This is a genomic window from Ralstonia sp. 25C, assembly GCF_051904805.1.
GTDB lineage: Bacteria > Pseudomonadota > Gammaproteobacteria > Burkholderiales > Burkholderiaceae > Ralstonia.
The window spans coordinates 1783429-1806007 of sequence record NZ_CP196737.1; the positions used below are offsets into that span (position 1 = coordinate 1783429).

Sequence of the window (22579 nt, forward strand, 5' to 3'; positions counted from 1 at the left end):
CTTTCTGAGCATTTCAACGCTGCATCAGCGGCTGCAGCGCAGCTCCACGTGCCTGGGTATCAGTTTCGCCGGGTCGCCAGCGCCTAGATCGAGCCGCCAATCTGCGCCGGTCGCGGCGCCGGCATCGCGGCCGTCCACGGTGGCCCGGCACCCCTGCGCGTTGGCGAAGCGAATGAACGGGTGCACATAGCCAGCCACCTCCACCGCCAGCGAACGGCCATCGCTCGCGCGATGCCAGTTGGACAGTCGTCCGCTGGCCTCGCGCACGTAGGGCAACGCCTGGGGGGCACTGTCGATCGAGAAGCGCGCGGCGCCGCTCGTCAGGTGGATATACGTGCCGCCCGGGCCAGCCTGATAACCGGCCACATCGCGTGCGTCGGCCAGGTGCGGCACACCGTCGGCGCTCCAACGTACGGTACGCAAGTCGCCTGCGCCCCGGACAACCCAGGCGTCACCGTCACGGGCGACGGCCACGCTGCGGAAATCAAGCACCTTGCGGATGTAGTCTGACGCGTACACCGGCATGACCGGCTGCGCGAGTGCCCAGTCGTACACCTGCCGCAGCGCCGTCAACGACGCCAGCTTGGTGCCCGAATACATGTGGTAGTAGATGCCGATCGGCTTGAAGCGATAGGGCTTGTCGGTCAGTTCGAAGGTCTCGACGGCGCGCCGGAAGCCGTAATACGGGCCCTGCCAGAGGTTGGTGTAGATGTTCTCATTCTGCGCGGGCGCAAAGACCTGGAACAGGCCACTACCCTTGTCGACACCCAGCGGCGCCACCGCCGTCCAGCTCGGGTTGGAACGCGTGATGTACGTGTCGCCGCCGTTCATGCTGAAGACGCCGGCCTGGTTGGCCGCTTGCACGGCGGCCGGAGGCACCTGGCCGTTGCCGCTCCACAGCAGCACCTTCACGCGCTTGTCCGGCGGGGCCAGGCGGGTGTTGATGTAGTCGATCGAGCCGGCCACCTCGCGGTCGAGGTTGAAGCGATAGTTGGGGATCCTGAGCGAGAAGGAATCGGCAGCACCTGCCGTGGGCGTGACCGCCTCTTCGGGTGGGTTGACCGTCCGCAGCCAGTTGAAGGGGTGGGAGAACGTGTGGCTCGCCAGCTCAACATACGGCAGCGCAAAGATGCTGCGCGCAATCGGCTCCAGCTGCGGCGTGAGCTTGGGGTACATACCGTTGGCGGCCACCTCCCCTTCGATGATGGAGACCGTGGTCGGCACCTTGTACCGCGCAAAGATCTCGCGCTGCAGCGCCTGCCCCGAAAACTCGCCCGGCGGAAACTCCGTGCGCGAGGCAAAACCGTCGCCGTCGATATGCACCGTCATCAGGCGGCGGCCGTTTTCGGTCGTGGTGTCGGGGATGGGCATGGCGGGCAATGCCAGCGCCTCGCGCAGAAACGCCAATGGCTGGATCACCCAGCGCGCCTGGTCCACATCGGGCATGCGAAACACGCCAAAGGGCTGCAGCACATAACCGCCCCACGGCATGATGGCCGCCGCGTCCACCACATAGCTTCCCGCCGATAAGCGCAACAGCGATTTCGCGCCCGGCGTGCCCCGGCCCACCTTGACGCCCACGGTGCTGCGTCGGTCGGGGTGCGGTTGCAGCTCGAACCCGACCATGGGATCACGCGAGACGATCGACAGCGCCTCCGGCGGTGTCCCGGGCACCACTTCCAAACCCAGCGTCTGCGCCATGGCGGCGTCCACGCGTAAGCCAAACTGATTGAACATCGCGACGCGCACCCCAGCCCCCATCACGCGCCTCAGCCATGCCGCCCAGACACCCGGGTGCGGCGCATTGGCATCGAACCAGGTGACGACACCGGCGTAGCGATCCGGCGTGACGGTGGGCAACGGCTGGTACGCATCGGCCACCTCGACCCGGTAGCCGAGGTAGTTGAGGGGCATGGCGAGGTACAGCACCGAGGGCAGCGTATTGGTGCTGGTGCCCGGCTCTTGCGGCTCGACCAGCAGCACGCGACGCGGCATCACCTCCAGCCGGCCGATCCCGATGACATCGACAGCGGGCGTGGTGGCGTAGGCGGTGACGCCCGCAGTGCGCGCCACGTTGGCGGTGTCGCGCAAGCACGCGCGGGTGTAGCTGGCGCAGTAATCGAGCGCGACAGCAGGCAGGTGATACTGCGTGCCGATGCTGCGCAGCGCGGCGATGCGGGCAGCGCGATCAGCCTCGGACACGTCCCGCAAACTCGCGTCGCCCGCCCGCTCGCGTACGAGCCCGGGGGTGACCACGCCCGCCAGTTGCGGAGCAAGCCGATCCAGCCATGCGGTGCCGCCGGCCAGCACCTTCGTCTGAGGCGCGCGACTGTGCAGCGCCTGCAACAAAGCGGCCACAGCGTTGCCGGCATCCGGGACAGCGCGCTGCAGCGTATCGAGCCCGTCGAGCAGGAAGCCCTGGTAGCCCTGAGCCAGCAGCGGAGCAAACACCGTATCGAGCACGTCGGCGGGCCAGTTGGCCCTGCGCATTGCATCGGCCTGCTGTGCAAGATCGACCCGCGCGAACCATGTCGTGGGCGATGGCTGCTTCGGGTCAAACGCACCGGCACTGGCCGGGTCGAGCACAACCCAGTCGAACGCTTGCAGTTCTGGAACTGGCACATCGTGCCCGTAGTAGAACGCGATTTGCGGTTCCACCTCGGGGGCAGCCGGCTGAGCCTGCGCACGTAAGCCCACCAGCGCCAGCGTTGCTGCCGCCACCCACATCGTCCAACGCAGTTGCATCGGGGTCCTCAAAAGCCGTTCAGGCTCGCATTGTGCCGGTCAGGCAGCCAATTGCAATGCTTGGCGGGCGCAGAGCCAACCTCGGCGCACCTAGAACGCCGATTTCACCACCCCGCCATCCACCCGCAGCGCAGCGCCCGTGGTCGCCGACGACAGCGGGCTCGCCACATACGCCACCAGATTGGCCACTTCCTGCGGCGTGGCAAAGCGCTTGATGAGCGAGGTCGGCCGGGCGGTCTCGAAGAAGGTCTTCTCGAAGGCCTCAAAACTCTGGCCACCCGAGAGCTTGCCGACAAACTCATCCACGCCTTCCGAACGCGTCGGCCCCGGCAACACAGCGTTCACGGTGATGGCCGTGCCCGCGGTCACTTCCGCCAGCCCGCGCGAGAGCCCCAGCAGCGCGGTCTTCGTCACGCCGTAATGGACCATCTCGGCCGGAATCTGCACGCCGCTCTCGCTGCTGAGAAACACGATGCGGCCCCAGTTCTGCGCACGCATGCCGGGCAGGTACGCGCGGGACAGGCGCACGCCGCTCATCACGTTCACGTTGAAGAAGTGCAGCCACTGCGCATCGTCGATGGCTTCGAACGGTTGCGGGTCAAAGATGCCGAGGTTGTTGATGAGGATGTCGACCTTGGGAAAGCGGCTGACCAGGGCATCGACCTGGGCCGGGTCGGACAAATCGCCGGCAAACGCTTCGACTTGCGCGCCGGGCACATCGGCCTGCACGCGTGCGACGGCGTCGGTCACGGACGCTTCGGTGCGCCCATTCACGATGACGCGGGCGCCCTCGGCGGCCAGTGCTACAGCAATGGCATAGCCGATGCCCTTGGTGGACCCGCTGACGAGGGCGAGCTTGTTCTGAAGGTGGAGGTTCATGGCACTGAAAAAGGGAATTTGGAGGAGGAAAGGCACATCGCGCCACATGCTCTGCACCACGTGCGGCACCGGCGTTTCAACCATGATACGAACCCGCTCACCCCTTGGCAGCCGCAATCGTTTTGGAGCGGTATCCAATGGAATTTGATGATGTGCGTTGGTGTCGATCCCGGCTTGACGGCCTGGGCAAGCGAAGATTAGTGTGCAATGAAGCACGCCCGCGCAACCGGGGCAGACAGGAAACGCAAGGCGCGCCTGACAAGCCGGATCACCGGTAGAACGGGGAGCACCATCATGAGTATTGACGTACAGACACCACCAGAGGCCGCCACCGCGAGCACCATCACCGAGGGCGCCTACCAGCTTGACACCATGGATCGCGACACCAACATCGGCCGGCTCGTGCACCGGGTCCGGCATGCGTTGGTGACGAACATCGACAGCGCCCTGGCGTCGCTGGATCTGACCGCCGCGCAGTGGACGGTGGTCATCTACCTGGCCGAAGACCTGGCCAGCACACCGGCCGAGCTTTCGCGCCTGCTGCACTACGATCCGGGTGCGATGACGCGGCTGATCGATCGGCTGGAGAAGAAGAACATCGTCAAGCGCGCGCCCAGCGATGCGGACCGCCGCTCGGTGGTGGTCTCACTCACCGAGCAAGGGCGTGCGCTGTATCCGGAAATCCGGCCCTTGATCATCGACGTGCTGAACCATTTGTTGCGCGGGTTCTCGCAAGCCGAGGTCAAGCAGTTGGAGAACCTGCTGCTGCGCGTGCTGCATAACGCCTGAGCTGCTCAGGCGTTCAGTGGCGGTCAGCCGGCGTTGCTGCCGGCGTGCAGTGCGTCGCGCTGGCGGCGCAGTTCGGCCAGCGTGTCCTGCGCGTCGGCAGGGATGGCGGCGGTCTGCTTCAGCACCGCCTCCAGTGCAGCGGCACGCTGCGCGATCACGCTTTGCTCGACCGCCAGCGCCGCGCCCTTGAGGCGATGCGCCGCATGGCGCGTCGCTTCCAGATCGCCTGCGGCCATCGCGCGCGCCAGGCGCTCCAGATCGTCATCGAGCGAATCCAGATAGACGCGCCACAGATCCTGCCCGGCATTGGCGGCAACCGGCGCACGCACTGGCACGGCATCCCCGCTGTCACACCACAGCGCGATCAGGTCACGCAGCACGTCGTCGCGAATCGGCTTAGTCAGCATGCCGTCCATGCCGCTGGCCATCACGCGTTGCTGGTGCTCGTCGTCGGTGGCGGAGGAGATGGAGAGGATGGGCGTGTGGGCGCCGGCGGCGGATTCGCGTGCGCGGATGCGCTCGGCGACGGTGTAGCCGTCAATGTCGGGCAACTGGCAGTCGAGCAGGACCAGCTGGAACAACTCAGCGGCGGCCTTCTCCAGCGCCTGGGCGCCATCGGCGGCCAGCTCGACATCGCAATCGAGCGCAAGCAGTTGGTGCTGGAGGATCAGCAGATTGGCCGGTTGGTCATCCACCACCAACACGCGCGGGCGAGACCGAGCCGATCCACCAGCGCTCATTGCCCCACCAGCTCGTGCTTGATCTTGAAGAGCTCGGTATCGGTACGGATGCCCAGCTTGCGATAGGCGGATTGCTTTTGCGAGCTGATGGTCTTGATGCTGCGTGCAAATTTTTCCGCAATCTCCGTCACCGACATGCCGTCGAGGCAGCAACGCAGCACCTCGCGTTCGCGCGGGCTCAGTTCGGGGCGGTCAACAAGGGCGGAAAGTTGTGCGGCATCGGTGACCGGCGCGGCTGCCGGCGTGTCGGCCAGCGCATCGCCCTCCATCTCGGCCGCCAATGCGGCATTCAAGCGTTTGCCGCCGGCGGCCACGGTGCGAATCGCCCGGACCAGTTCTGACAGTTCCTCTTCCTTACCGACAAACCCGCGGGCCCCCGCATGCATGACCATCCCGACGGTGGCCTTGTTGTGGTGTGCCGAGGCCACCAGGATCTTCAGGTCCGGGTACCGCACACGGATCAGCCGGATCAGATTGAGCCCGTCGATTTCGGCTGGTCCCAGCGAGTAGTCCATCAGCAGGACATCCACGTCGACGGTGTTGTCCTTGAGGGCCTGCACGATTTCCCGGCCCGATGCGAACATCCCGGTCACCTCGATGTCGGCCTCTTGCTTCAGGCGCGCAGCCAGGCCGTGACGGACGACCGCATGGTCATCGAGCACGACCACGCGGATCGGTCGGGTCGCGGTCCAGTTCATGTTGGCAGGTTCCTATTCGACTTGTTTTGAGACGGCTGCAAATAAAACTGGCTCCAATGTGCCACAACGTCGCCGCAAGAATTAACGTTGCGGCACACATTTTAGGTCAGATTGCGCGGGCACCCCGGTATCACGCCGCCCCTCCATTCTGCGCATCAGAAAAGGCCGCATATTAATGGCTTTGTGGACTGTGCTGAACGCCACTAAATAGATACCGAGTGTTGTGGCCAGCCCGGACATAGAGAGGGCCATGGCCATAACGTTCCGTACACCACGACGCGGTGCGGCGTTCGCCGCTATGCGGGGCGCAGCTCCGGCAACCGAGCCGGTTTAAGCGACGGCGGCATTGATGCACGCTTGCGTGCTGCGGCGGGCGCGTTCAAACACCGTCATGTCGTCCATCAAAAATGCGACGTTGGCGTTGGAGCGAAACGACTCGATTTCAAAGATGAGTTGATCGATATCCAGATCCGCGCGCAATTCGCCCGCAGCCATGCCCGCCGTAATCACGTCACGAAAACGCGCACGCACCGCCTGGCGGTGGCTGCGCACGCGGTCCTGGATGGCGCCGGGGCGGGCGCGGTATTCGTAGCTGGCCGCGCAGACAAAGCACCCGCCCGGTGATTGCCCGCTCGCCACGTAGTCGAACCAGCCCTCAGTCAGCGCGTGCAGGCGGGCCAGCGGGCTGTCCAGCGCCATCGCCGGTTCCACCACTGTTGCGAAGTAATGCTCAACACCGGCATTGAGCGTGGCGAGTTGTAGCGTTTCCTTGTCGCCGAAGAGCGCCTGGATGTTGCCCTTGCCTACGCCCGCATCCGTGGCCACGCGGCCGATGGTCAAGCCCTCGAGCCCGTCGGTGGAGGCGATGGTGGTGGCGTGTTCGAGCACCTGGGCGCGCGCGCGTTCGCCACGCAGGCGGCGGCCGTCGGTTTCATTCATGGCAAATACCCTGTGGACAAGTGGGGCCTCCGCAATCGGTCCTTGACGTAAGCCGATTCACCTTTAGTATACGTACGAACGTATATTAATTACCGAGTCCCTCCATGTCAACGGAATCGCTTTCCGGCGGCCGCCTCGTCACGCCTGCTGCTACACGGCATTGGCCGGCGCTGGCCGCGCTGCTCACCGGCAACTTCGTCACCATCCTCGACCTGTTCATCGTCAACGTGGCGATCCCGGACATCCGCGCGAGCCTGCACGCCAGCTTTGCGCAGATCCAACTCGTGATGGTGGGCTACAGCGCGGCGTATGGGGTGTTCCTGCTCAACGGTGCGCGCCTGGGCGACCTGTTCGGGCGCAAGCGCATGTTTCTGGCGGGCATGGCGGTGTTCACGCTGGCCTCGGCGCTGTGCGGGCTGGCGACGACACCGTGGATGCTGATTGCCATGCGCGTCGGCCAGGGCCTGGGCGCAGCGATTCTGATGCCGCAGGTGATGGCTTCGGTGCGTGTGCTGTTTGACGGCGATGCACGGCGCCGCGCGTTCGGCACCATGGGCGCGGTGCAGGGCGTGGCGGCATCGGTCTCGCAGATCATCGGGGGCTTGCTGATCGCACATCCGCTGGCCGCGCATGCTGCCGGCTGGCGGGCCGTGTTCCTGGTGAACGTGCCGATCGGCATTGCGGCGTTGCTGGCCGCGCGTGCCTTTGTTGCGGAGTCGCGGGCGCCGGTGGCGGCGCGGCTCGATGTGCGCGGTGCCGTGGCCGGCGCGGTGGCGCTGGGCATGCTGCTGGTGCCCATCATGCAGGGTCGCGAGTCTGGTTGGCCATGGTGGTCCTGGGCCGTGCCGCTGGCGTCGCTGGTGGTGTTCCGGCACTTTGTCCGCGTGGAGCGCGCGCTGTCGGCCGCGGGCGGCGTGCCGATCATCGAGATGGCCTTGTTCCGCAACCGCAGCTTCGTGCTGGGCGTGCTGGCGATCTTTTTGTTCTACACGGCCATCAGCTCGTATTTTCTGGCGCTGACGATCCTGCTGCAGTTTGGGCGTGGGTTGTCGCCGTTGATGGCGGGGCTGGTGTTTACGCCGGCGGCAGTTGCCTATTTTTCCGGCTCGCTGATCGCGCCCCGCCTGGCCGAGCGCATCGGACAGCGCGCGTTATGGCTCGGGATGGCGCTGTTTGCCGGCGGCCTCGCCCTGCTGGCAACGATGGCGCAGGCCGGTGCAAGCCATGCATGGCTGCTCGTGCCACTGGTGATTGGCGGTTTCGGCCAGGGCATGGTGCTACCGCTGTCGCTCAACACCATCCTGAGCAGTGTGGACACCGCCCAGGCCGGCATGGGCGCCGGCACGGTCACCACCATGCAGGCAGTCGGCAATGCGGTGGGCGTGACGGTGGTGGGCGTGCTGCTGTTCTCGCTGCTGGGTACGGACGGTGTCGACGCCGCAAATGGCGCAAGTGCCGTCACCCCCGCAACCCACGCTGCCCATTACGACCACGCCTTTGCCTTCGCGATGCTGTACAACGTGGCGGCCACGGTGGTCGCCCTCGTACTGTTCTGGCGCGCGTGGCGCCGGCATGGGTGAACGCCCAACGCTACCGGCGCACCCAGCCACGCCGCACGCACGGCGCCAGCACCACGCCATGCACCGCCAACCCAAGGCGGTGCAACGGCTCCGACAGCGTATGCGCCACGCGCCCGCTGCACAGCCACGCGCTAAACGCCGACACGGCCGCTGCCCCCAGCATGTCGAACGGATAGTGCACGCCCAGGTAGATGCGCGCCCACGCCATCGGCAAACCCAGCAGCGCCAGCAACACGCCCACGCGGAGCAGACGCGCGTTCCACGTCAGGCTAAACGCCACGGTCCACAACGCCGTCAGGTGATCACTGGGGAAGGAAGAATCCGGCACATGCGGCAACAGGTTCGTGCCCAGGCCGATCGCAAACGGGCGCGGGTGATACCACAGCAGGCCCAGGCCCACGTTGATGAGTAACGCCAGCGCCGCGGCCACCCCGGTCTGCAAAGCTTGCCGGCGCGTGGTCGGCTCGCCCCATAGCCAGCCCGCCACGAGGGTGAGCGGCACCAGCCAGATGGCGTATTCGGCAAACGCCATGGCCAGCCAGACGATGGCGGGCGACGGGTTCGCCGGCGCGTTGATCCAGAGAAACAGGGTGTGATTTAGCGATTCCATACGACATAGGCCAGAGGCTGGCGTCATTTCGATTGCGACGGTTTGTCCGGCGCACCGTACCGGGCGTTCCCTTCAATTGCCTTGGAGCCGGGCTGCGCGCAAGCCTATGCCGCCAGACTTAGGCGGGGCACAGCAACCCTGATCCCTGCCTAGGCTTTTCCCTCCGCCAGCGGCTGCCTATGATGGAGACACGTCAACGCGCCGCCAGGGCACCCAGCATGGCATGACCGGGCGCTGCCGGAGTCACAGCAGCCCCTTGGCGAATCACATACGCAAGACCACAACGAGCCCCGGGGGGTATAGATGGAAAGCTTGCTGATCCAGCCGACGACGCGCGGACAGTTGGTCATGGCCGGCACTGTCGCGCTGCTGATCGTTCTGACGCTGGGGCTCTGCGCGCCAAATGCCAGTCTGCCCTGGCCCGCCATCCCACCGTTCATGCCGATGTGCGCGTTGACCGTCTTCACCACGGCCGTCATCGCGGCATTCTTGCTGGGCGCGCAGTTCACCGTCACGCGGCAGCCGATGCTGGCAGCGCTCGGCGGGGCCTATGCCTTTACGGCGCTGGCCGTTGCCCTGCAACTGCTGATGTTTCCGGGCCTGTTCTCGCCCACTGGCCTGCTGGGCGCACGGCCCGCCAGCGCGGTGTGGATGTGGGTCTTCTGGCATGGCGGCTTTCCGTGGTTTGTGATCGTGGCGGTGCTGGTGCGCGAGCGCGTGTCGCAAGACGCCATTCGCGCAGGCCAGATCCACCAATGGGCCTGGCTGCTGATTGGCGGGCCGGTGGCCGTGGGCGGCTTGCTGTGCGGCGTGGCGTTGCTGGCCAACCTGCCGCCTCCGCTGGGCCAAACCAATGCCGGCAACCCGGTGGCCGCCGCCCTGCGGACAATCAACGTCATCGCCGTACTGGCCGTCGTCGCCAGCGGCCGCTTGCGCGCCGTGCTCGATGTCTGGCTGGCCATTGCCGCACTCGCCTGCCTGACGGACACCACCCTGAATCTGCTCAGCCCCGACCGCTTTACCGTCGGCTGGTATGTCGCGCGCCTGTTCAGCATGTTCGCGCCCGGGGTGTTGGTCTGCGTGCTGGTGTGGCAAGTCACCATGTTGTACCGGCAGCTGTTCGAGGCGCACGTGTCGTTGCGGCAGACGTCCATGCACGATCCCCTGACCGGCGTGTACAACCGCAGCGTCTTCAACGAGCGGATCGGCAACCACCTGCGTGCTGCGCAACGCAGCGGACGCCCGCTCTCGCTGGTGATGATGGATGTGGACCATTTCAAGCGCTACAACGACGCCTTCGGCCACCTGCGCGGCGACGCCTGCCTCGTGGCGGTGGCCGCTGCGCTGGCCGGCGTGGTGCGTCGGCCGGCGGACTTCATCGCGCGCTACGGTGGTGAGGAGTTCGTCATCGTTCTACCGGAAACGAACGCAGCCGATGCGCAGTCGCTCGCCGAACGTGCCCGCGAAGCCGTGCTGCGCCTGCGCATCGAAACCGCCGCGCCGTCGCGTTACGTCACCGTCAGCGCCGGCTGTGCCACGGTGGTGCCCGGCGCAGAACCGATCAACGCCGACGCGCTGGTAGAAGCCGCCGACGCCGCGCTCTACCAAGCCAAGGCCGCCGGACGCAACCTCGTGATCAGCGCCCAGGCGATGGCCACTGCCATGACGTAGTGCAATTCGGCCGCGCTTCAAAATGAGGCGGCACAAATCTGCCTGCTGTTTGTTTCTGTTTACGTCTTTGTATATATAAAGATAGTAGTAGTAGATAACGGTGGATAGTTTCTGTGGATATCCCCAAAAAGCCCTTTAGCGTCAAAGGCTTGCAGCACGCACAACCCATCGGAGCGAATGTGTGCCGGTGTGGATGAGTGGGGTCACTCGCATCCACGGCCCTCTGCGTGCGGACAAGTTGTTCGCGCACCATCGACATTCCACCCCCGCAAAACCAACACGCTTGTCCGACAAGTTATCCACAAAAGGAGGTGGGGGTTATCCACAATGGGGGCAATTGCGCCAGACCACAGTCACACCCAAGCACGTCAGGCTCGCAGTGGCGAGTCACGCTGGCGGCTCTCTTCGCCGTGATCGCCGGACAGATCGTGTACATCCGCGTTTGCGTATTCCGGCACGGGTATCGGCCGGCTTTTCACTCCACAGCATCCGCACAGGGATCCCCGCCCGTCTCGGGGAGCCGTCTTGCTGTTGTTATTGGCTTTCACCAGCCCGCTCTATGGCGGAGAGCACTTCCCACGTTTCAGGGTTGATCTGACAGCCCTCCAACACCATCGACACGAAGGCGCCGATGCCATCCAGAAAGCCCGCGCGATATTCCGGCGGGTGCTTGGCCGCGTGGGCCAGTGCCCAGCGCAGCGTGTCTGGCCGGAGCTGGCGGTGGATGCGCAGATCGGTTTGCGTGCGACAGAGGTAGTCGCGCGCGGCCAGGGCGCCGGTTAGGTAGGTGCGGCGTTGGGTGGGGGTCATTGGACCTCCCCTGGTGCGCGAGCTGGTGGGGGATGCTGAGGTGGGGATGGGTATGAAGCGATTGGCATGAAGCCTCCGTGAGTAGAGGTGGAGGCCCGCCCATCGTCGCCAAACGAGGTGGCGGGCCCGACGGCGAGGTTGGCGAACCGGTACTCACGGCAACCGGCAGACCCGGAGGTCTCCCCACCCGGCCCGCCATGGAGGCATTGCGCGAGTGTGCGCGAGCGAATCCGCCAAGCGGACGCTCGTTGTGAGTATGTCGGGTCGCCAAACCCGACTGCCGTTGGTGCGGCAGCGAGTGAATTATAGCGATGGGGGTTGGTTGAGGAATCCGATTCTTCGTCCGCACCCGGAATGCCGAAGGCTCGGGGGCATTGCGTCAATGTCGATTCAATGAACCTGGCGCTCGGATGAAGCGGCCGTGCCCGCAACAAAAAACCCCGCAGGCATCAAGTCTGCGGGGTTTTTAGACGACTTCGAATTGTTCACGGTCCGAAGGGCCACCGAACAACGTTAAGAAAGCCTTGTGGTTAAGCCAATCGTCCGCTCACCATCCATAACTTGCCCCCTAGCAATCTGCGTTGCACACTCGATTATTCTGTGCAAGTTACGTATCTTCAAGTTTTCGCGAGCCTGAACTCGATTGGCAAGCGTTCGAACTCGAAACCGCCGGACTGAATCGAAACGGTCCAGACTCCTTCGCGGTCAACTGGAAAGCCGATGACAAGGCAGAACATGGGGCGTGAAACTGCACGCGAGTTACCGCTAAAGACCGTGAATGTTTGCTCCGAAACCACCCCGCCGTCTGGCCCAAATATTGTCGCCGCGAACTTGAACATCGTATTTGCTGCAGCGTTGCCTATCGATAGCGTCCCGAATAACGGAAAGGTCCACTCGTTAGGAAGCTCTTGAAACGAAAAGTGTTCAATTCCGGCGGCAAGTAAGTTGCAGAGGCCGTCTCGCATGTGAACGACTTCTGCAGCAATCAGCGAGCTAACGCGAAGGCCTTTGGCTCGATCTGCCTCAGTCACTTCCCGCTCTTCGAATGAGTTGAATCCCGCTTTGCCGCCTTTTCCACCTTTGGCTCGTATAAGGTCGCCAAACTCGGAATCTTCGCCGTCCTCGCCGTCGCCCCCAGCAAGGTTTGGTCTGCCGCCTTTACCAATCTTGATCGGAATCTTTTGGCCGGGTGCAAGGCGCACATCGGTAGCAATTACGTGCTCACCACCCCCTCCACCGCCTCCCCCTTTCGAACCCGGACCAGTAGCTCCAGCACCCCCACCGCCCGCGCCCGGTGCAGTTGCGTCCAATCCGTGAAGGTGTATGGTTTTCCCTCCGGGGCCGCCATCGCCACCTTGCGCGTTTTCCCCTATCGCGCCCCCTCCTCCGCCTCCCGCACCGGGCGCGCTGCCGCCATGTCCACCGAGATAATTTACGATGTCCGAATCGGCATCGATGCCCAGAAACTGCTTCCTTACGGCCCCCATGCTCGGCTTGTCCAAAATCGCCGTAATTCTTTCGAGGTGGAATATTTCTAGACCTAGGGGACGCGCCTCTTCGATGAATCGCTGTCTCTCAGAAAGCGTCAGCTCTTGGTTTGTAACAAATGCGACGCCTACGGCTTGACCCGTGGGAACCTTCGCCAGATCGCCCTTTAGCTTCTTTCGAAAGTGCTTGATAGCCTGCTGGCCGCGAGGGAAGTAAACCGCCATGATCCACGGCTTGCCGTCCCGCGTGCATGCGCCATCCCGACCGCCATCCTTGCCACCCAATGGGTGACTGGGGTCGATGTTAGAAAAACCTTCGCTAATCAAAATTTGTGCGGCAAGGCGCTCCGATAGAGCTTGCCCGTTCGTCCATTCGCGAAGCCGGTGCCACGTTTCGTCCCAACGGTTTGTCATCTTTCTTTTCCCAGACGTTCGCCGTACCCGCTCGCCTAAACGCTCCTGATGTACGCGGGGGGCGGCTCCCCGTCGCTAGAAAAGAAGAAGAAAGCGGGGCCATCTGGAGGGTTTCTATCGGCGTGTCGCCAACAGAAACGATGTTTGTGTTCCTCGTAAAGAAAATCGCGATACGTGAGTTCGCCGTAAAACCATAGCCATGAAGTTCCAGCTGCGCAGGATGCGATCTCTTGTTCAGTTAATTCAATGCCGTAGTGCTGATCAAAAGTAATTTCGTCGTCGGGTTTAACAACAACCGAGTGATTCAGGCGAGCTGTAAGCTTATAGTTAGGGGTTTCCGGTAGTTCATGTGCGACTTGCCATCCAACTGAGATCGAATTTGGGAAAGCGGGAGTACGCCCGTGATTCTCGACCTTTAAAAGACCAATTGCGGAAAATTGCGTTAAGGGGCCGTCGTTCACCGTCCCACCGTACGCATGGTCATCGTCGATTAGGCCGTCTGTCTGAATTATGTCATCGGGCGGTCGAACCCGAAGAACGGGTAACTCGATACCGATAGCAGCGCGTGCATTTAGCTCTGCCGCCCTTGCAGCTACCCTCGCCGCGTCAGCGGATGCATGTGTATCCTCAAGCGACCTGCGCATTAGCCTGAGCTGCCACGCGAACAGTACGAGTTGAAGCAGTGCGGCGCTCGCGCTGATTCCAGTAAAAATTGTCGTCAGCAGGCCGTTGTGCGCGTTTCGTTCATCACGTGCCGATATGACTGACTTTTCGGCTTGATCTTCCGTAGACGTGATGGTCGTGACAACGAGTGGATGGCGCTCAGTGCCGATTTCCACCTCGCTTTGTACGGCCGCCGGTTTTCCCTCTGCTATGGGCCGTGCTTCTGCCTTTTGACGTGGTGGAGAACCGAAGCACAATGATGTCGTCGAAATTGCGACGAACATACATGCTAGGTGGGCAAGTCGCTTCGAGGCAATCATCGCTAGATGTCGTCGGCTTGAGGTGTCAGGGGGTATCGTGTGGAGTCTGCAAAGGGGCTGCTAGCCTCGCCACCACCGTTTCAACGACAGGGCAATAACCGAAATGCGGCAGCTTCATAGAGACAACCACTACGTACCACAACTCTATCTAAAGCAGTGGTCCACAAACGGAAAGATTCTGACCTATCGGCTACTAGTTCCGCACGAGGACGTCCCTTTATGGAAAGAGCACTCGCTTCGCGGGATAGCCTTCCATCAGCATCTATACACCTACTCTGTGGGCCTAGAGGAGACGGATGAATTTGAACACTGGCTTGGTCGAGAGTTTGAACACCCTGCGGAGGAAGCCATCGGACTGGCGGTCAAGGATGAACGAATGTCCTCAGAACACTGGAGAGCTCTAATCCGCTTTGCAGTTGCGCAAGATGTGCGCACCCCAGCAAACCTATTAGCGTTCCTTGCCCGGCAACGAGAGTCCCTACAACCGTTGATGAACGAGACCCTGGGGGACACAGTTAGGTCTCTCCAAGACGCCGCTAAGACGGGGACCAGACTCCTCAAGCAAGACGCTGATCCCGCCAACATCTTTCCTCTTCAGGTGTCGATTTCCAAGACTTCAGATGGTAACGGTGCAATAGAAACCAGAACCGTTGTGGGAAGAAAGCTATGGCTGTGGAGTGTTAGACATCTGCTAACAAACACCATAAAAAAAATCACTCATAGCCGTTGGACCATCGTACACGCACCAGAGGGGGTGTCTTGGCCAACGACGGACAACCCTGTCATCAAGCTCAACTTTCACGACGCTAATAACTATGATTTCAACGGAGCTTGGGGTGTTCCAAGGTGCGACATATTTCTGCCCCTTAGTCCCAAGCACCTTCTACACAACGCTATAGGCCAGAGGAGTTGGCCGAGAGGCACCGTACTTGAGAAGCCACTGGCAACACTTATTCGAAAAATTATCATCGAGCATGCCGACCGCTATGTCTTCGAAAAGAAGAAGAGCGATGTTCAAGTCGTGCGCCCCAGAGTTGTCAGCTTGGAGCAGTGTTTGAACGAGCAAGATGCTTGGAGAAATTGGCATCGGGAGCAAAGCGAGGCCGAGTCGAGTTTGTCTCGACACAGCTCCGGCACGTGATTCCAGTCGGATCATGGCAACCAAGCGCTACAGTGGCGTTGACTTGTCCCCCAATTTGCTCCCACTTGCCCCCCGGGTGCCAACGGCAAAACTTGGGCAACGCTAGCAACAAAAAACCCGCAAAGCCTTGTGGCTAGCGGGTTTCTTGGCATCGCTTGGCAAGCTTTGCCGGTAAGTTGGTGGCCGAAGGACAATCGAACTTCTGGCATAACTCCAGTACACACAAAGAACAATCAAGTTAATTTCTGGAAGATGCCCCCGAATGTGCCCCCAGTCCTGCGGCCCTGTCCGGCAACTGCCTAGGCTCTGTTTTTGGGGTATCCGGGCTTCACGGTTGATGCCGTTCGTCGTGTTTTGCTGCATCACAAAAAGACCATGGCCGCGTTGCTCGATCGGCGCATTCCGACCTGACGCGGACATTGACCAGACTCCAAACCTACTGCGCATATCCCTAATCTGATTCGACCCAAACTAACTTGAAGCCGACGTTGGTGTTCTCCTGTATGAAGAAAACCTCTTGCTCAAGAGAGGTGGGGTGGGTCAACAAGAATAAAATCTGAAACGCCCCTCACAAAGGCTACGCGAATGCCAGGATGATGAACTCTAAAGCTGCGAATCGCACAAAATAGGCATACCCTTATGGCCCCACCGGCAAGCATGTCTCCCTCCAACATAGTTCCTTATGAGCGCCAAGAGGCCCAAAGGATCATCGAGGCTTATCGCGAGATCTTTCCGCGCATCACGCCGGAACTGGCCCGCTATTTGGACTTCGGGCGAACACGTCCGTGGGGCTACCTGACCTCGGATTTCCACCGTGCCGCCCTGAATGAGTATGAAGCCTTCAGCATAGCCGTAGAGAAACTTGAGGGCGAGGCGCTCAAGAATCACTCCATGCCAGCAGCGGAACTAGCCGCGCGGATGATCGCCTTGTGCAAAGCGTATGACCTCGGCTTCAGCTTCGGCGTCTGTCCGTGGACCGACCATGCTTTGCACCGCACGTATGGAAGGGCGACCGGCCGGCGCTTGATCGTCATCGTCGGACACGACTGGTACCCCATCGTGCCGAAACGTGCACGGGAGCCGCACAGCTTGAGCTGGCCCATGCGCCAAGATGGCCTGCATCGCATGCCCGAAGCTCATCCCGGGCGCGCTGAGCGCTACTTCGCAGCCGTGACCGCCCCCCTGTTGTCCGGGGAGCTCGGCACGCTCTTGTTCGTGAACATCTATCCTGACTACCGTGAGCCCGAAGAGAGCACGACTGGAAAGGTGAAGGCCGGCTACGACGGGTGCCTGGAAGGATTTGAGGCGTTGCTGGCGGCCACTCGCCCCCACTACAGGGCAGACGACGTGACGATCATTTCCTGGGGGGCGATGCCCTGGAATCTACTGAAGCAGCGCACGCTGGTTCGTCGCCCCGGAACGATTATGGAAGCCACTGAACAACTCGCCGGAGAGATCCTTGAGCTGCGAACCGGTGGCCATGCGTACAGGTATCTGCCAGTCGCGCACCCTAGTGAGGGTCGCAACGCCCACATCGACTTTCACCTAACCCACGTGCGCTCGGGGTTGGCTAACCTGGGCTTCGGCATCCCGATGGCCGCACCCGCTTCCCGCCCACGGCCGCCCAACTGGCGTCGAAGGGCCCCGCTGGCATTCATTACCGCCTAGGGACGCCGCGACTCATTGGCACAGCAATACGACAGCCTATTTTTTAACTAAAGACACGTGTATCGATGGCAAAAAAGTCGCCACCGCCGTTGCGCCCACTCAGACCAGAAGAGCGCGTTTATTATCGTGACGAGCTGCGAGCCGCCCGCTATGCTGCGCTCGCGGACTCGGAAAGTTTTACGGAAATCTGCTTTGCCATCGAAGCGCTCGGATTACGTCTATTTGGCAGACAGGAAGCCATGGGGGATTACAAGGATCGGATCGCAGAGTGTGCGCAGGCTTCGCCGCTGTTTGGACTGTTGCCCCAGACGTTTCCGGGGGTCTTCAAGACGTTCGACGCGCTATATCGGACAGTCAAACAGGCCCGTAACGATGCGATGCATACCGGGGCCTATGCTCGACACGCAACTGAAGCAGCCATTGAGCTGTGCATTGGACTTGAAGAAGCCTTGATGACAAACGGTAAACTTGCTGTGGGCGACGTAATGGTCAAGTCGCCAATCACCGTCGAGCCATGGCAGCCCGTGGCGCACGCAAGACAGTTGATGCTCATGCACTCTTTCTCATTCCTGCCTGTGCGGCTCGACGGCACTTGGTCTCTCATATCGGAGCTTGGCCTCGCTCGATATCTGAACGTTGGCGCCGGTCAGAAGGCGGAACGCCTAGGAAAATCAATTGATGTCGCTGTCAAAGATGGGCTGGAATTGAAAGCCGTCCCCGCAGAAACGATCCTTCGCGCTACAGACTCGACGAACAAGCCGCTTACTGCTACGCCGGGGCAAAACGGCCCCTCCCTCTGGCTCGTCGTCGAGTCGATTTGCGTCGACGGAAAGGACCAGTTACACCTTGCAGGCGTGTTGTCTCCGTTCGAGCTCATGTAATCGGCGGCGGTCGATGCCAGTTCGCGCCGTTCCAAGCCGGCGTGAGCTAGTGCTATCCACCCAACGGTAGGTTTCCCAACTCGCTGAACGGCAGGTTATGGCTGCGGACGGCAGCGTTCAGGTCGTTGAGGGACTGCTGTCGGAGCCAAGCCCCGCCCGAGTCTCCTCAGGCCTCTGTCGCATCCGGCCAGCACTATGCGGGGGCTGTGATCGCGGCCCCAAAGGCCTCCGGCTGATCCAGTTCTTGCATGCTCTGCAGAACGGGGACAAAGCCTCATGTCGCGCCGATGGCACCAGCCTGGCCACCAGACAGTACTAGTCAAGCCTTCTTGCAAGATCCCCTGCATGTCGCGCAGCAGACGTTTCGGCTGCCTCAGCCATAACGGCGATATTTTGGTTGAAACATTCTCGGAAGACGGTCGTCGCAGCATCCCCCGTTTGCTCCGAAGACAGTTTGTTGCAGTGGTCAGCAATTCCCCGAATATCTCGCTTGTGTTCGTATAGTGCGATCCAGTTGGGAGTAAACAAACCAAGCGTATAGAAGACAACTGCGGTGCCGACGAAGGCGATGACTCTTTTCATTGCCGCTGCTCGCTGACGTTGAGTGACGTTGGATTGATCCAAGGTATGAAACGCTTCTGGGCCACAGTGTTATTGGCTATTGCGCGTTGGTTTTCATTTAGCTGGCAGGCACCTAGGCGGGCGCTGCTTATCTACCGCCGATTCCGGATTTAGAAACAAATCGAGATGGTTGTTGAGTCCGATAGTCGCCCCAGGGCATGAGTTTGACGCGCGGATAAGACAAATACAGCAGACGCTTCGACCGGGTAACTGCCACAAAGGCGTTGCGACTTTCCTCGGCCATCTCTCGCGTACGGCCAGTTGCTCGATAGTCCGGGAACGTACCCTCGGCCATGCCTGCAACAAACACCACATCAAATTCAAGGCCTTTCGCAGAGTGAACAGTCAGCAGTGCCAGCCCATCACGGTGGGCCTTTTGAGTAGCACCCAGCGCCTTACTGCTCATGAACCCAGACAGTGTCCTTGATGGGCCGTCAGAGCGAAGATATTGATCCCACTCCTGCTGGAAAACTGCCGTGTCCTCGTAGATGGCCCGCCGCGCCGTCTCGTCCAGGGTGTCGGCGTGATCCCGCATCAGCTTGAATGCTGGCATTAGATCCAAGCGGGCCATATTCTGAGCAACCGAAGCGATCGCCTCTACCACTGCCTTGGCTCTAGGCTCGGTAGAATGTTGCGCCATTCGGGATAGGGCGGCCACGGCGTCGTTTCCCACTTGGGGCTGTTGCACTTTCCATTTGGTGGCCAGCGCCGCCAAATGCAGTCGGTCCTTGGGGTTCGCAACGACTCGCAGTGACAACAAAAACTCGTCAACCAGCTCAGACTCATTCTCGTGGTTGGCAGTCAACCGCTTATAGAACGGGACATCGCGATGACGCAGTTCTTTTTCTATTGCGAGCAACGCAAACCGGGTCCGACCCAGAATCGCACACTTCGACGGTTCAACGCTTCCCTCAACATCAGGGTGTCCATGCTCAGATAAGAACTCGAGCTCATCGACGATCAACCTCGCCTCGTGCGCCTCATCGTCCCCCACCAGCACACGAGCGTCGCCTTTGATAGGGAGCTGCGTGTCAACAAGATAATTGGGATCCAGGGATCGCGCGACATCGACCACCGCTTGCGATGAACGAAAGTTCTCAGTCAACTCAATCAACTTTGCCCCAAACTCAACCCGAAACCTCTCCATATATTCCGGACTTGAGGTGTTGAACCCGAAAATCGACTGCTTCGGATCCCCAACCATCATGATGTTCTTGTACGAGTCACCACAGAGGGCGCAAAGCAGCGCATATTGCGCCTCGTTCAAGTCTTGAGCCTCGTCAACGCACACGAATCGATAGAGTCTCCGATAGAAGTCGGCTAACTTTGGATTGTTGGTTAGCAGCCGATAACCAAGCAGCAAAAGATCGTCGAAATCGTAGGCACCGCACGCACGCAGTCCAGCGTCGTAGGCATCCAGAACACGCCGATCGAGTTCGTCGTTGAGTACGGCACACGTAATTGGGTGTGTTTTGATGCGCGAGATCATCTGGAGCCAACTATCGATCTGCTTGTTGCGCTCCTTGCTGTCGGCGATCTGTCCGATTTCTTCGTCAAGGACAGGGTCTTGCCGTATCGCTTCCAACAAGATTTCCTTGCGGTCCTTGTGCTGCTCAAAGATGTGCGGCTCCCCTTCCACGCCTACGAGCCTTCCTCGTTCGGCGAGCATTTCCAGGCAAAAGCTGTGAATGGTGCCAATGAAAGCGCGTTGCCGGTTCTCACCCAAATCCGAAAGGCGATCACGCATCTCGTCGGCAGCTTTGTTGGTGAACGTAAGCGCCAACACGCGAAAGTGACCAGCGACGTTCGTGAGGAGAGAGCGAACGCGCTCCGTAAGGACGCGAGTTTTGCCAGAACCTGGGCCCGCCACCACCAACAACGCGCCGTCGACATGTGCGACAACCTCTGCCTGCCGGGGCGACAAGCGCAACTTGGTTGAATTGCTCATTGCTCCTTGGCCTCCGCCTTTGCCGCTAGTTTTTGAATTCCGTGGTCAGTGCCAATGGTAGAAAACAGCTTTTCGATATGTCGCGGAAAACGCCTCTCCAAGTCTTTCAGACCGGAGATCGTCCGAGCCAGGGGCTTAGCAAGACGCGTCTTCGCAGCTTTCATTGCGTCGGCTGCAGCACGAATTCTGCCACCGTCACTCTTGTAGTCTCGCGTGCCCTTCCCTTTCCCCAAATCGAGACCATGATGCTTATCGATATACGCGTCCAAGAACGATTTCTGGCCATGCGCTTCATCCAGCGCGACTTCAATTTCAGCCAAATAACCATCCTCCAACAGCTGTGTCTCAAAGTTTTTGCCTGCGGACACGACGACAACATTGGGAGACGAGGCGATGTTGGGTTGGTCCGCCTTCTTCAAGGCCGCCTCCAGGTCGTTGATCGCGTTCTGCTCCCCATCCCCCATGACATACCAAGGAATTTCAAGGCTCTTCGCAAGCCAGATAAACGGGAAGTAGTCGGTTCCGTTCGCACGCACGAAGCTGAACCCCAATTCATGAATTGACGCACCCCAGTAAGCCTCAGCCCATATCGGCAAAGCCTGCTCTTCTGTCTGCCCCTCAAACAGGACCACGGCCCTCGCAAAGAGGATGTCCCCTCTGGACTCAATGACCGTCTCCTGCAGTTTTCGAATGTCGTCGGCCTTTTCAAGTTTTGATAAATCGAGCTTGCGGGCGCTCGTGTCGCCTGCTCGCTTGATGAACAATCGAAGGTCCTCTAGTTGCGCCTGCCCGGCAAAGTAAGGCGAATGGGTACTAACGACACGCTGTCCCTTGATTTTCTTGATGTGGGCAAACAACGATCTTTGTGCCTGAGGGTGGAGATGGGACTCAGGCTCTTCCAATGCCAGGACAGAATGCAGTTTGTCTCCGTTATCGGCTGCAACATCGCCACGCCAGGCCGTGAACGCCCGAAAGACAAGCAGCGAAGCTAAGCTCCGCGTTCCCATCCCATGACGCGCAAGCGGAAACGACTGCGCACCTGCCGTCGAAAACGACACATCGACGCCTTTCGAAAGGTCACGCAGTTTTCGTGCGACGGGGGCGATGTCAATCCCCGCGCTATCAGCAGACACTACGACCTGCAAATCCGACAAGTTCGTTTTCAGACGTTGGAGCATCGAGCTCTTGTCAACGATCTGTTGGTTGATCCCGGTTAAGGTAGCCTCTAACTCGGTCACGTCGTCCCCAGATAAGCCGAGGTCCTCAGTCATCCGCCGCCAAAACGATCCCTGACGACGGAAATCATCCTCCAAGTCTCGCTTGGCATCGATGTAATGCAAGGCAACCGGTTCAAGCTGAGTCGCAGAGAGCTGTTTGTCTTGCGTCGGTGTTTCGATCCACTCTTCAAACGACCTCCACTCCTTGAGAAAGAGCCGTTCGACGACGTAGTCCGCTTTTTCCACGCGCCAAGTCAGCGTTGTGCGAAAGGCCATGAACTCGTCAAAATCATGATCATCCAGCACGATGCCCGACCCCCACAGAGCCGTCCAAAAACTGCCCTCCGGGAATTTCTCCACGACCTTTCCGATTTCATCGACAGGGCGAATCCGAATGTCGATGACTACCCGTCGATCTTTTGGCGGCATCGCCTCACCGTGCATCAAGCGGATGTCGTCTTGTCCTAGCAGCTTACGCCCAGAGCCAATTGCCGCAAACATCGCGTCAAGAAAACTCGTTTTCCCTGCATTGTTTGCCCCAATGAGCACGGTCAAATCATTGAGTTCAACCTCGATGTTGGCCAACGAGCGAAAATTGCTTACGCGAACATCGGTTATGGCAACGCCGCTTTCGGGCGCGTAGATTGGCATGGGTCTCTCTCAAATTCGCATTGCAAGTGAACACTCGCACAATACCGGGCCCTCGCCGTCGGTCTAGTTCGAAAGTGCTGCGTCTTGCCCGATGCCTTTAGCCGCCA

Annotated in this window: 18 protein-coding genes; 6 read left to right on the forward strand and 12 right to left on the reverse strand. The window is 60.7% G+C overall.

The genetic code is table 11. From position 1 onward, the window contains the following. Positions 1 to 24 precede the first annotated feature (24 nt). Together ACS7SF_RS08295 and ACS7SF_RS08300 are read right to left on the reverse strand one after the other, a co-directional pair. A complete protein-coding gene (locus ACS7SF_RS08295; protein WP_439892483.1) occupies positions 25 to 2745 on the reverse strand; it encodes a hypothetical protein in 2721 nt (906 codons plus the stop codon). 90 nt (positions 2746 to 2835) lie between these two features. Next, positions 2836 to 3624: an SDR family NAD(P)-dependent oxidoreductase gene (locus ACS7SF_RS08300; protein WP_439892484.1), complete on the reverse strand. Its 789-nt coding sequence runs from the start codon at positions 3622 to 3624 to the stop codon at positions 2836 to 2838. A 294-nt stretch (positions 3625 to 3918) separates the two neighbouring features. On the opposite strand from ACS7SF_RS08300, the gene ACS7SF_RS08305 reads away from it, so the two are divergent. Next, positions 3919 to 4413 carry a MarR family winged helix-turn-helix transcriptional regulator gene (locus ACS7SF_RS08305; RefSeq protein WP_439892485.1) on the forward strand — a complete coding sequence of 165 codons (495 nt, stop codon included), beginning with the start codon at positions 3919 to 3921 and terminating at the stop codon, positions 4411 to 4413. A gap of 23 nt (positions 4414 to 4436) precedes the next feature. Here the strand turns inward: ACS7SF_RS08305 and ACS7SF_RS08310 are convergent, their stop codons facing one another. The 3 genes from ACS7SF_RS08310 to ACS7SF_RS08320 all read right to left on the reverse strand — a co-directional run bounded on the left by ACS7SF_RS08310 (position 4437) and on the right by ACS7SF_RS08320 (position 6790). Then, entirely contained in the window at positions 4437 to 5153 is a 717-nt protein-coding gene (locus tag ACS7SF_RS08310; RefSeq protein WP_439892486.1) for a response regulator, read from the reverse strand. Next, complete coding sequence (locus ACS7SF_RS08315) at positions 5150 to 5851, reverse strand: response regulator (protein WP_439892487.1); 702 nt, start codon at positions 5849 to 5851, stop codon at positions 5150 to 5152. Before ACS7SF_RS08315 ends, ACS7SF_RS08310 begins: the two co-directional genes overlap by 4 nt. A gap of 330 nt (positions 5852 to 6181) precedes the next feature. Next, positions 6182 to 6790, reverse strand: coding sequence for a TetR/AcrR family transcriptional regulator (locus ACS7SF_RS08320; RefSeq protein WP_439892488.1), 609 nt, complete (start codon positions 6788 to 6790; stop codon positions 6182 to 6184). Between the two features lie 104 nt (positions 6791 to 6894). Between ACS7SF_RS08320 and ACS7SF_RS08325 the strand changes: the two genes are divergently transcribed. Beyond that, positions 6895 to 8370, forward strand: coding sequence for an MFS transporter (locus tag ACS7SF_RS08325; protein WP_439892489.1), 1476 nt, complete (start codon positions 6895 to 6897; stop codon positions 8368 to 8370). A 10-nt stretch (positions 8371 to 8380) separates the two neighbouring features. Here ACS7SF_RS08325 and ACS7SF_RS08330 read toward each other — a convergent pair whose 3' ends face one another. After that, positions 8381 to 8980, reverse strand: a complete 600-nt coding sequence (locus tag ACS7SF_RS08330; protein WP_439892490.1) for an undecaprenyl-diphosphatase — start codon at positions 8978 to 8980, stop codon at positions 8381 to 8383. 303 nt (positions 8981 to 9283) lie between these two features. Between ACS7SF_RS08330 and ACS7SF_RS08335 the strand changes: the two genes are divergently transcribed. After that, positions 9284 to 10651, forward strand: coding sequence for a diguanylate cyclase (locus tag ACS7SF_RS08335; RefSeq protein ID WP_439892491.1), 1368 nt, complete (start codon positions 9284 to 9286; stop codon positions 10649 to 10651). Between the two features lie 534 nt (positions 10652 to 11185). Here ACS7SF_RS08335 and ACS7SF_RS08340 read toward each other — a convergent pair. From ACS7SF_RS08340 to ACS7SF_RS08350, 3 genes are all read right to left on the reverse strand, one after another. Further along, the gene (locus ACS7SF_RS08340; protein WP_439892492.1) at positions 11186 to 11461 is read right to left on the reverse strand and encodes a hypothetical protein; all 276 of its coding nucleotides are present in this window, start codon (positions 11459 to 11461) and stop codon (positions 11186 to 11188) included. 617 nt (positions 11462 to 12078) lie between these two features. Beyond that, the gene (locus ACS7SF_RS08345; RefSeq protein ID WP_439892493.1) at positions 12079 to 13362 is read right to left on the reverse strand and encodes a glycine-rich domain-containing protein; all 1284 of its coding nucleotides are present in this window, start codon (positions 13360 to 13362) and stop codon (positions 12079 to 12081) included. A gap of 35 nt (positions 13363 to 13397) precedes the next feature. Then, positions 13398 to 14309 (reverse strand): hypothetical protein, encoded by a 912-nt coding sequence (locus ACS7SF_RS08350; RefSeq protein ID WP_439892494.1) that lies wholly within the window; start codon positions 14307 to 14309, stop codon positions 13398 to 13400. Positions 14310 to 14448: 139 nt separating this feature from the next. Here ACS7SF_RS08350 and ACS7SF_RS08355 point away from each other — a divergent pair, with 139 nt between their 5' ends. The 3 genes from ACS7SF_RS08355 to ACS7SF_RS08365 all read left to right on the forward strand — a co-directional run bounded on the left by ACS7SF_RS08355 (position 14449) and on the right by ACS7SF_RS08365 (position 18035). Then, positions 14449 to 15486 carry a DUF4238 domain-containing protein gene (locus tag ACS7SF_RS08355; protein WP_439892495.1) on the forward strand — a complete coding sequence of 346 codons (1038 nt, stop codon included), beginning with the start codon at positions 14449 to 14451 and terminating at the stop codon, positions 15484 to 15486. Between the two features lie 657 nt (positions 15487 to 16143). Then, a complete protein-coding gene (locus tag ACS7SF_RS08360; protein ID WP_439892496.1) occupies positions 16144 to 17154 on the forward strand; it encodes a hypothetical protein in 1011 nt (336 codons plus the stop codon). Between the two features lie 65 nt (positions 17155 to 17219). Further along, positions 17220 to 18035 carry a hypothetical protein gene (locus ACS7SF_RS08365; protein WP_439892497.1) on the forward strand — a complete coding sequence of 272 codons (816 nt, stop codon included), beginning with the start codon at positions 17220 to 17222 and terminating at the stop codon, positions 18033 to 18035. Between the two features lie 315 nt (positions 18036 to 18350). Here the strand turns inward: ACS7SF_RS08365 and ACS7SF_RS08370 are convergent, their stop codons facing one another. From ACS7SF_RS08370 to ACS7SF_RS08380, 3 genes are all read right to left on the reverse strand, one after another. Beyond that, the gene (locus tag ACS7SF_RS08370) at positions 18351 to 18659 is read right to left on the reverse strand and encodes a hypothetical protein (RefSeq protein WP_439892498.1); all 309 of its coding nucleotides are present in this window, start codon (positions 18657 to 18659) and stop codon (positions 18351 to 18353) included. Between the two features lie 85 nt (positions 18660 to 18744). Beyond that, positions 18745 to 20604 carry an ATP-dependent helicase gene (locus ACS7SF_RS08375; RefSeq protein ID WP_439892499.1) on the reverse strand — a complete coding sequence of 620 codons (1860 nt, stop codon included), beginning with the start codon at positions 20602 to 20604 and terminating at the stop codon, positions 18745 to 18747. Then, a complete protein-coding gene (locus ACS7SF_RS08380; protein ID WP_439892500.1) occupies positions 20601 to 22472 on the reverse strand; it encodes an ATP-dependent nuclease in 1872 nt (623 codons plus the stop codon). Before ACS7SF_RS08380 ends, ACS7SF_RS08375 begins: the two co-directional genes overlap by 4 nt. Positions 22473 to 22579: the final 107 nt, after the last annotated feature.

What these genes read in the sequence shown, in the direction of transcription:
- ACS7SF_RS08295 (WP_439892483.1), bottom strand. Translation starts at nt 2,745, where the DNA reads ATGCAACTGCGTTGGACGATGTGGGTGGCGGCAGCAACGCTGGCGCTG.
- ACS7SF_RS08300 (WP_439892484.1), bottom strand. Translation starts at nt 3,624, where the DNA reads ATGAACCTCCACCTTCAGAACAAGCTCGCCCTCGTCAGCGGGTCCACC.
- ACS7SF_RS08305 (WP_439892485.1), top strand. Translation starts at nt 3,919, where the DNA reads ATGAGTATTGACGTACAGACACCACCAGAGGCCGCCACCGCGAGCACC.
- ACS7SF_RS08310 (WP_439892486.1), bottom strand. Translation starts at nt 5,153, where the DNA reads ATGAGCGCTGGTGGATCGGCTCGGTCTCGCCCGCGCGTGTTGGTGGTG.
- ACS7SF_RS08315 (WP_439892487.1), bottom strand. Translation starts at nt 5,851, where the DNA reads ATGAACTGGACCGCGACCCGACCGATCCGCGTGGTCGTGCTCGATGAC.
- ACS7SF_RS08320 (WP_439892488.1), bottom strand. Translation starts at nt 6,790, where the DNA reads ATGAATGAAACCGACGGCCGCCGCCTGCGTGGCGAACGCGCGCGCGCC.
- ACS7SF_RS08325 (WP_439892489.1), top strand. Translation starts at nt 6,895, where the DNA reads ATGTCAACGGAATCGCTTTCCGGCGGCCGCCTCGTCACGCCTGCTGCT.
- ACS7SF_RS08330 (WP_439892490.1), bottom strand. Translation starts at nt 8,980, where the DNA reads ATGGAATCGCTAAATCACACCCTGTTTCTCTGGATCAACGCGCCGGCG.
- ACS7SF_RS08335 (WP_439892491.1), top strand. Translation starts at nt 9,284, where the DNA reads ATGGAAAGCTTGCTGATCCAGCCGACGACGCGCGGACAGTTGGTCATG.
- ACS7SF_RS08340 (WP_439892492.1), bottom strand. Translation starts at nt 11,461, where the DNA reads ATGACCCCCACCCAACGCCGCACCTACCTAACCGGCGCCCTGGCCGCG.
- ACS7SF_RS08345 (WP_439892493.1), bottom strand. Translation starts at nt 13,362, where the DNA reads ATGACAAACCGTTGGGACGAAACGTGGCACCGGCTTCGCGAATGGACG.
- ACS7SF_RS08350 (WP_439892494.1), bottom strand. Translation starts at nt 14,309, where the DNA reads ATGTTCGTCGCAATTTCGACGACATCATTGTGCTTCGGTTCTCCACCA.
- ACS7SF_RS08355 (WP_439892495.1), top strand. Translation starts at nt 14,449, where the DNA reads ATGCGGCAGCTTCATAGAGACAACCACTACGTACCACAACTCTATCTA.
- ACS7SF_RS08360 (WP_439892496.1), top strand. Translation starts at nt 16,144, where the DNA reads ATGTCTCCCTCCAACATAGTTCCTTATGAGCGCCAAGAGGCCCAAAGG.
- ACS7SF_RS08365 (WP_439892497.1), top strand. Translation starts at nt 17,220, where the DNA reads ATGGCAAAAAAGTCGCCACCGCCGTTGCGCCCACTCAGACCAGAAGAG.
- ACS7SF_RS08375 (WP_439892499.1), bottom strand. Translation starts at nt 20,604, where the DNA reads ATGAGCAATTCAACCAAGTTGCGCTTGTCGCCCCGGCAGGCAGAGGTT.
- ACS7SF_RS08380 (WP_439892500.1), bottom strand. Translation starts at nt 22,472, where the DNA reads ATGCCAATCTACGCGCCCGAAAGCGGCGTTGCCATAACCGATGTTCGC.